This is a genomic window from Kitasatospora putterlickiae (assembly GCF_039527695.1).
GTDB lineage: Bacteria > Actinomycetota > Actinomycetes > Streptomycetales > Streptomycetaceae > Kitasatospora > Kitasatospora putterlickiae.
Map to the genome: position 1 here is coordinate 21,323 of NZ_BAAAKJ010000025.1, position 8,208 is coordinate 29,530.

Here is an 8,208-nt window from a genome sequence, read left to right on the forward strand (position 1 = left end):
GGCGGCCCCGGGGTGGTCCGCCACCACGGCGAGCCGGTGGCCGCGGTCGCCGCCGACCACCCCGACACCGCCCGGCTCGCGGTCGGCCTGATCGCCGTCGACTACGAGCCGCTGGAGGCCGTCACCGACCCCGAGCAGTCCTTCACCGCCCCGCCGCTGCACCCGGACGGCAACCTCTTCCGCCACCTGCCGCTGCGCACCGGCGACCCGGAGGCGGCCGGCGAGGTCGTCGTCGAGGGCCTGTACCAGGTGGGCCGGCAGGACCCGGCGCCGCTCGGCGCCGAGGCGGGCCTGGCCGTGCCGCGCCCGGACGGCGGGGTCGAGCTGCACCTGTCCTCCACGGACCCGCACGGCGACCGCGACCGCACCGCCGCCTGCCTGGGCCTGGAGCCGGACCGGGTCCGGCTGGTGGTCACCGGCGTGCCCGGCGCCACCTCCGACCGCGAGGACCTCTCCTTCCAGGTCACCCTGGCGCTGCTGGCGCTGCGCACCGGCCGCCCGGTGAAGATGACGCTCACCCGCGAGGAGTCCTTCCACACCCACACCTCGCGGCACCCGGCGCTGCTGCGCTACCGCCACCACGCGGACGCCGAGGGCCGGCTGGTGAAGGTCGAGGCGCAGATCCTGCTGGACGGCGGCGCCTACGCGGACGTCTCGTCCGAGGCGCTGGCCGCCGCCGCCGCGTTCTCGGTCGGCCCGTACAACTGCCCGAACGTCTTCGTGGACGCCTGGGCGGTGCGCACCAACAACCCGCCGGCCGGCCGGATGCGCGGCGAGGGCGCGCTGCAGGCGTGCTTCGCCTACGAGTCGCAGCTGGACCAGCTGGCCGCCCGGGTCGGCGTCGACCCGGTGGAGATCCGCCGCCGCAACGTGATGGCGACCGGCGACCCGCTGCCCACCGGACAGGCCGTCACCTGCCCGGCCCCGGTGGGAGCGCTGCTGGAGGCCGTCGCCGGGGAGCCGCTGCCGGCGCTGCCGGTGGACGACCCGGACGCCGAGTGGCTGCTGCCGGGCGGGCCCGGCGGTGCCGGCGACCCGGCCGCGGTGCGACGCGGCATCGGCTACGCGCTGGGCATGGTGCACATGCTCGGCGCCGAGGGCGAGGACGAGGTCGCCACCGCGACGGTGCGGGTCAGCGGCGACCACGCCACGGTGATCTGCGCGGCGGTCGACGCCGGCCAGGGCTTCGCCACGCTGGCCCGGCAGATCGTGCAGAGCGTGCTGGGCGTCAGCGAGGTGTACATCGCGCCGGCCGACAGCGACCAGTCGGTGGCCGGGCCGTCCGCCCGGGGCCGGCACACCTGGGTGTCCGGCGGTGCGATCGAGCGGGCCGCGCTGATGGTCCGCCACCAGCTGCTCCAGCCGATCGCCGCCGACTTCGGGATGTCGGCGGAGCTGCTGCAGATCGCGGACGGCAAGATCACCTCGTACGACGGGGTGCTCGGCATGCCGGTGGCCGAGGCGCTGGAGGGCAAGGAGCTCTGGGCGACCGCGCAGTGCCGCCCGCACCCGACCGAGCCGCTGGACGAGGCGGGGCAGGGCGACGCCTTCGTCTCCATCGCGTTCTGCGCGATGCGCGCGGTGGTGGACGTGGACATCGAGCTGGGCGCCGTCCGGGTGGTCGAGATGACGGTGGCCCAGGACGTCGGCCGGGCGCTGAACCCGCGGCAGATCGAGGACCGGATCGAGGCGGGCGTCGCCCAGGGCGTCGGTCTGGCGCTGCTGGAGGACCTGCGCACCGAGGGCGGCCTGCTGGCCAACCCCTCGCTCACCGGCTACCGGCTGCCGACCGCGCTGGACACCCCGGAGATCCGGGTGGCCGCCCTGCTGGAGGAGCGCGACGTGGTGGCGCCGTTCGGGGCCAAGGCGGTCAGCGCGGTGCCGGCGGTGACCGCGCCGGCGGCGGTGGCCGCGGCGGTGCGCGCCGCCACCGGCCTGCCGGTGGGCCGGCTGCCGATCCGCCCGGAGGACGCCGTCACCGGCTGAGCGCCGGCCGGGGAATTCGGGCGGGCCCGTTGAATTCCCCGGAAAAACGCACGGCGAATTGCCGGACGGCGCTTTTCACGCACCGACCGGCAATTCGTTTTCGGAGGCCATGACGGGAATCGAACCCGTGTACACCGCTTTGCAGGCGGTTCCCTAAACCACTCGGGCACACGGCCGTGGGGTGGAACTGGTGACAGGCTGGACCGCGGGGGCGCTCAGGCGCAGTGGCGGCAGCGACAGGCGCGACAACACAGGGGAGCGGGGACGCAGGTGCGGGGCGCGCGGGCCGCCGTCTTCCTGTCCATGTCCGACTCCTGTCGTCGTTCGCCGTGTTGGTGAATTCAGTTTGGCGGAATGCCGGGCGGAACGTCAATATCCATTTGTAAATTCCGTGTGGCGGATCGTGTGCTACCGTCGGAGGCAGGTGGCCCCTCGTGGCCGCCCCGGACGAGCGCGTCGTACCCGGTGACGACAAGACGGCGCAGTGACAGCGGCAACCCGGCCGCTGCCGACTGCGGAGGTATGACCGTCATGGCCTGGCTCGTTCTGATTCTCTCCGGCGTCCTGGAGACCGTGTGGGCGGTGGCCCTGGAGGCGTCCAAGGGCTTCTCCCGGCTCGTCCCGACGGTGGTGTTCGGCGTGGCGCTGGCGCTCTCGATGGGCGGCCTGGCGTACGCGATGCGCTCGATCCCGATCGGCACCGGCTACGCGGTGTGGGTGGGCATCGGCGCGGTGGGCACCGCGGTCTACGGCATGGCGGTACTGGGCGACGCGGTGACCGCGGCCCGGATCGGCTGCCTGCTGCTGATCGTCTCCGGCGTGGTGGGCCTGAAGGTGCTGCACTGACCCCGTCGCCGGCCCTGTCACCGGCCTCGTCGCCGGTCGAGTCCTAGGACCGGAGTCGGAGAAGGGAAGCGACCAGGGTCAGGGGCGACCGGCCCGGACGCACCTTACGATCATACGTATGACCACTGCCTCCGCCGCCTCGGCCGACACCGTCCCCGTCCCCATACCGACCGACCCCGGCGGCGGGGTGCTGGGCGACCGCTTCCGGGCCCTGACCCTGGGGATCGTCTCGGTGGTCCTGGTGATCGCCTTCGAGGCGACGGCCGTCAACACCGCGATGCCGGTGGCCGCCCGCGAGCTGGACGGACTCGGGCTGTACGCCTTCGCCTTCTCCGGCTACTTCACCACCACGCTGTTCGCGCTGGTCGTGTCCGGCCAGTGGTGCGACCGCAGCGGCCCGCTGCAACCGCTGTTCACCGGCATCGCGGTGTTCGGCGCGGGCCTGCTGGTGGCCGGTTCGGCGCCCGGGATGTGGATCTTCGTCGGCGGCCGGGCGATCCAGGGCCTCGGCGGCGGACTGGTGATCGTCGCGCTCTACGTGGTGGTCGGCCGGGCCTACCCCGAGCGGTTGCGGCCCGCGGTGTTCGCCGCCTTCTCCTCGGCCTGGGTGCTGCCCTCGATCATCGGCCCGGTGGTCGCCGGGGCGGTCACCCAGCACCTCGGCTGGCGCTGGGTCTTCCTCGCCGTGCCGGCGCTGATCCTGCTGCCGCTGGCCGTGATGGGCCCGGCGCTGCGCCGCTCGGAGCGGGAGCAGCCGGTGCTCCGGGGCGCCGCGTTCGACCGCCGTCGCACCGGGCTGGCCGCGATGGCCGCGTTCGGCGCCGGCCTGCTGCAGTACGCGGGCCAGCGGCTGGACCTGCCCGGTCTGCTGCCGGCCGTCGCCGGGGCGGCGCTGCTGGTCCCGGCGGTGCTCGGACTGCTGCCGGCCGGAACCCTGCGGGCCGGACGCGGGCTGCCGACGGTGATCCTGCTGCGCGGGGTCGCGGCGGGGGCCTTCTTCGCGGCCGAGGCGTTCATCCCGCTGATGATGGTGACCGAGCGCGGCCTGTCGCCGACGCTGGCCGGCCTCACCCTGACCAGCGGCGGTCTGTCCTGGGCGCTCGGCTCCTGGATCCAGGGCCGGCCGGGGGCCGAGCGGTACCGCACGGCGATGATCCGCGGCGGCTTCGTGCTGACCGCGGTGGCCATCGCGGGCGCGGCGCTGGTGCTCATTCCCGCGGTGCCGAGCTGGGTGGCGGCGGTGGCCTGGGCCTTCGGCGGGATCGGCATGGGCCTGGCGATCGCCAGCGTCAGCGTGCTGATGATGAAGCTGTCGACGCCGGAGGACGCCGGGGCCAACTCGGCCTCGCTCCAGGTGAGCGACGCGCTGGGCAACGTGCTGCTGGTGGGCCTGTCGGGGGTGCTGTTCGCGGCGCTCGGCGGCGGCTCGGTGGCCGCCGCCCACGACGGCGCCACGGGGACCGGGTCGACCGGCGCGTTCGCGGTGATCTTCCTGACCATGACCGGTGTCGCGCTGCTCGGCGCGCTGGTCTCGGGGCGGGTCCGCAAGACCGCCTGAGCGCTCAGCCGGCGGCCGGCGCCGCCCCGGAGGCGAGCGGGCGAATCACAGGAAGGTTTCCCAGCCGCCGGCGGGGGCCTGGCCCGGGCCGAGGGTCTGCAGTTTGCGCAGCACCGCCTGGTCCTGGGCGTCCAGCCAGTCGACCAGTTGCCGGAAGGAGACCAGCCGGACCTCGGGCCGTCCGGCGATCGTCCTGATGACCTCCTCGACGGCGTTCATGTAGATGCCGCCGTTCCACTCCTCGAAGTGGTTGCCGATGACGTACGGCGCGCGGTTGGTGGTGTAGGCGCGCTCGAAGCCCATCAGGTAGGCGTCCCTGGCCTGGGTCTGGAAGCCGGGGCGGAGTGCCGGGTCGGCCTTGGTGTTGCTGCCGCACTGGTTGAACATGATGTTGTAGTCCATCGACAGCACCTGGAAGGTGTGCCCGGGGAACGGGATGGACTGCAGCGGGAGGTCCCAGAGCGCGCCGCCCTGGATCCGCTGCGGCCAGATCTGCGTGCCGTTGCCGCTGCTGTCGTAGCGCCAGCCGCGCTTGACGGCGGTCGGCAGCAGGTTGCGCTGGCCCTCCAGGCAGGGCGTGCGGCTGCCGATCAGCTCCTTGCGGTAGTCGAAGGGCAGCGCCGGCAGGTCGGTGAAGCCGGTGTTGGTGCGCCAGTTCATCACGAAGTCCATCGCCTGCTGGATCTCGCTGTCCCACTCCTCCGGCGACCACTTGCCGACCCCGGTGGCGCCGCAGAAGTGGCCGTTGAAGTGGGTGCCGATCTCATGGCCCTCCAGCCAGGCGGCGTGCACGTTCTCCAGGGTGTCGTGGATGTGCTGGTCGGTCAGGTAGCCGATGTCGGAGGCGCCGGCCTTGTGCTGCGGCGGGCGGTAGAGGTCCTTTCGGGACTCCGGCAGCAGGTAGAGGCCGCTGAGGAAGAAGGTCATCGAGGCGTCGTGCTCCCGGGCGAGCCGGCGGAAGCGCTCGAACAGGCCGTTGTCGAGCTCGCCGGCGCCGTCCCAGGAGAAGACCACGAACTGCGGCGGGCGCTGGCCGGGCCGCAGCGCCTCGGGGGCCGTCTGGCCCGGCTGCGGGCCGGTGTCCGAGGTGGAGCTGTCGCCGATCAGGGTGACCGGGGGCTTGGCCGCCTCGGTCGGGACCACCGCGTGGTCCTCGGCCGGGGTGGTCGGTGCCGGTGCCGGGGTGGTGGCTTGCCCGACGCCCGGGTCCGTCCGGGCCCCGCAGCCGGCGGCGAGGGCGGCGGCGCCGGCGGCACCCGCGGCCAGCAGGGTGCGACGGGAGAGAGCGTCCATGGTCACTCCGTTCGGGAGGCGTGCGCGGGGCGGGGCGCGGCAGGCACGGCGGGTGGCCGGCCGGGCGGACGGGCGCCCGGTCGGACAAGTGCGGTGATAGGCCTGTGAACGGGGTCAGCATGGCACGCGATCGAGATCGGTCAGCGCTTCACCACGGGTGGTCGTAACTCATCGCCCGAAGGATGCAACCGGGGCGGCTTCCTGAGTGTCCGATGAAGAGACCGTCGTCGTTCCTGGGAGCCGCCAGGTGGCAGGGGGGTGACATGGCGGTGACATCTCACCCCTTCGGGCAATGCCGTGCCCCAAGGGCCCTGCCGATCGGGGGGAGTGAGTACGACCAGCGTATGAATGTGACATAGGGTCCGATCCGGTTGCATGGTTCCCAGGAAGTTTCCAGGAACCGGTGACCGGTCCGACGTCAGCAGAGGGGAGCGCCGGTGGGCGCCCAGCAGAGCAGGAGCCCGTGGCCGGGCACCCTGGCGGCCGGTGCCGCGCTCGTGCTGGGTGCGTGGCTGCTGCACGACGGTCAGAACGGCGCGCTCCCACCGGAACCCGGCGCCGGACAGGCCCTCAGCGGCTTCGCCCCGGTCTCCGTGGTGCCGCCGCTCGGACCGTCCCGGCCGACCCGGATCCGCATCCCCGCCGTCCGGCTCGACGCCCCGGTCACCGGCCTCGGCCTCGACCGGGACGGCCGCCTCCAGACCCCGCCGGAGGAGGACCGCAACCTCGCCGGCTGGTACCGGGACGGCGCGGCCCCCGGCCAGCGCGGCACCGCGATCATCGCCGGACACGTCGACAACAGCAGTGGGCCCGCCGTCTTCTACCACCTGGGCGCCCTGCACCGCGGCGACCGGATCGAGATCCTCCGCGAGGACGGCCGCACCGCCGTCTACCAGCTCTACGCCATCGAAGTGCACGACCGAAAGGACTTCCCGGACGACCGGGTGTACCGCCAGGCCGCCGACGCCCAACTGCGGGTGATCACCTGCGGCGGCGGCTACAGCGAGGAGCACGGCTACGACGGCAACGTCGTCGCCTACGGCTTCCTGGCCGACACCACCCGCCCGGGGAAGAACGTATGACCACCGTCTCCCTCGCCCTGGCCTGGAACCCGATCGACTGGCCGCTCACCCACGGCCCGATCCCGTACGCCGTCCTGGCGGCCGGTTGGGGTTCCCTGCTGCTCCTCGCCCTCTCGACACGCGGCCGCACCTGGTGGCGCCGCCGGCTCCCGGCCGCCCTGCTGGTCGCCGCGACGCTGAGCCTGCTCCTGGACGTCGTCGTCGACGGCTGGTGGCACCCGTTCCCCGAAGGCACCCCCCGGTACGTCACCTGGTGGATCGCCGTCGCCCTGCTCGGGCTCAGCCTCGTGGGCTTCCGGATGCCCGGCGCCGTCGGGCGGCGCAGGCTGCTGGCGGCCGGCGCCGGGGCACTGGTGCTGCTGATGGCCTCCTCCCAGGTCAACCGCGGCTTCGGCCAGTACCCGACCGGGCGCGTCATGCTGGCGCCCTGGCTCTCCAAGACCCAGGACCTCACCACCGAGATGGCCGCCACCACCGTCGGTTCGACTCTCGACAAGGTGCTGGAAGAGGTCTGGCAGGCGCCGCCCGGACTCCCCGAGAAGGGCACCGTCTCGACCGTGCCGATCCCCGGAACCAAGTCGGGCTTCACCGCCCGCGACGCGTACGTCTACCTGCCGCCGGCCTACCAGGCCGACCCCCGGCCACTGCTGCCGGTGGTGGTGATGCTCAGCGGTCAGCCCGGAATCCCGGGCGACTGGGTGCTCTCCGGCCAGATCAACGAGGCGCTGGACGCCTTCGCCGCCCAGCACAACGGCCTCGCGCCGATCGTGGTGATGCCGGACCAGCTGGGTTCGACGTGGAACAACACGCTCTGCCTCGACTCGAACATCGCCAACGTCCAGACCTACCTCGCCCAGGACGTCCCGGACTGGGTGCACGCCAACCTCCAGACGGCCAAGGGCCGGCAGTCCTGGGTGATCGGAGGCGCCTCCATGGGCGGGACCTGCGCCCTCCAGCTCGCCGTCAACGCCCCCGAGGTGTACGGGGCCCTCCTGGACATGTCCGGTCAGGAGGAGCCCACCCTGGGCACCCGCGAACAGACCGTCAAGGAGGCCTTCGGCGGCGACGAGTCGAAGTTCAACGCCGTCGACCCGATGCAGGTGATGGCCCGCAAGCACTTCCCGGACACCGCCGCCGCGATCGTCGTCGGCCGGTCCGACAGCGAGTTCCGCCCGCAGCAGGAGAAGATCTTCAAGGCGGTCAAGGCCGCCGGGATGAAGGCCAAGTTCGACCTGATGCCGGGCGACCACGGCTGGGTCATCTTCCGGCCGGGCATCGTCGACCAGCTGCCCTGGCTGGCCCGGCAGACCGGACTGATCCGGTGATCCGGTCCGGGGCCGCCCCGGCACCCCCGCAGCGCGGGCACGAAGGGGAGCGGGAGCCCGGGCACGGTCCGGGCGGCGCGCATCCCAACCCGCGGGTCCCCGAGCAGCCGCGCGGCGG

6 protein-coding genes, 1 tRNA gene and 1 riboswitch are annotated in these 8,208 nt (G+C 73.3%); of the genes, 5 read left to right on the forward strand and 2 right to left on the reverse strand.

The window, feature by feature from the left end:
• Positions 1–1,986: xanthine dehydrogenase family protein molybdopterin-binding subunit (locus ABD308_RS03180; RefSeq protein ID WP_344325175.1), on the forward strand; the 1,986-nt coding region annotated here is incomplete at its 5' end.
• Between the two features lie 104 nt (positions 1,987–2,090).
• Here ABD308_RS03180 and ABD308_RS03185 read toward each other — a convergent pair.
• Positions 2,091–2,162 (reverse strand) — tRNA-Cys (locus ABD308_RS03185).
• A 244-nt stretch (positions 2,163–2,406) separates the two neighbouring features.
• A riboswitch (guanidine-III (ykkC-III) riboswitch) is annotated at positions 2,407–2,472 on the forward strand.
• A 45-nt stretch (positions 2,473–2,517) separates the two neighbouring features.
• Here ABD308_RS03185 and ABD308_RS03190 point away from each other — a divergent pair.
• Both ABD308_RS03190 and ABD308_RS03195 read left to right on the forward strand, forming a co-directional pair.
• Positions 2,518–2,832, forward strand: a complete 315-nt coding sequence (locus ABD308_RS03190) for a DMT family transporter (RefSeq protein ID WP_344325178.1) — start codon at positions 2,518–2,520, stop codon at positions 2,830–2,832.
• A 118-nt stretch (positions 2,833–2,950) separates the two neighbouring features.
• Complete coding sequence (locus tag ABD308_RS03195; protein ID WP_344325181.1) at positions 2,951–4,390, forward strand: MFS transporter; 1,440 nt, start codon at positions 2,951–2,953, stop codon at positions 4,388–4,390.
• Between the two features lie 45 nt (positions 4,391–4,435).
• Here the strand turns inward: ABD308_RS03195 and ABD308_RS03200 are convergent, their stop codons facing one another.
• Positions 4,436–5,683, reverse strand: a complete 1,248-nt coding sequence (locus ABD308_RS03200) for a polysaccharide deacetylase family protein (RefSeq protein ID WP_344325184.1) — start codon at positions 5,681–5,683, stop codon at positions 4,436–4,438.
• Between the two features lie 437 nt (positions 5,684–6,120).
• Here ABD308_RS03200 and ABD308_RS03205 point away from each other — a divergent pair, with 437 nt between their 5' ends.
• On the forward strand, positions 6,121–6,765 hold the full coding sequence (locus ABD308_RS03205; protein ID WP_344325187.1) for a class F sortase: 645 nt from the start codon (positions 6,121–6,123) through the stop codon (positions 6,763–6,765).
• Complete coding sequence (locus ABD308_RS03210; RefSeq protein ID WP_344325190.1) at positions 6,762–8,090, forward strand: alpha/beta hydrolase; 1,329 nt, start codon at positions 6,762–6,764, stop codon at positions 8,088–8,090. Before ABD308_RS03205 ends, ABD308_RS03210 begins: the two co-directional genes overlap by 4 nt.
• Positions 8,091–8,208 lie beyond the last annotated feature (118 nt).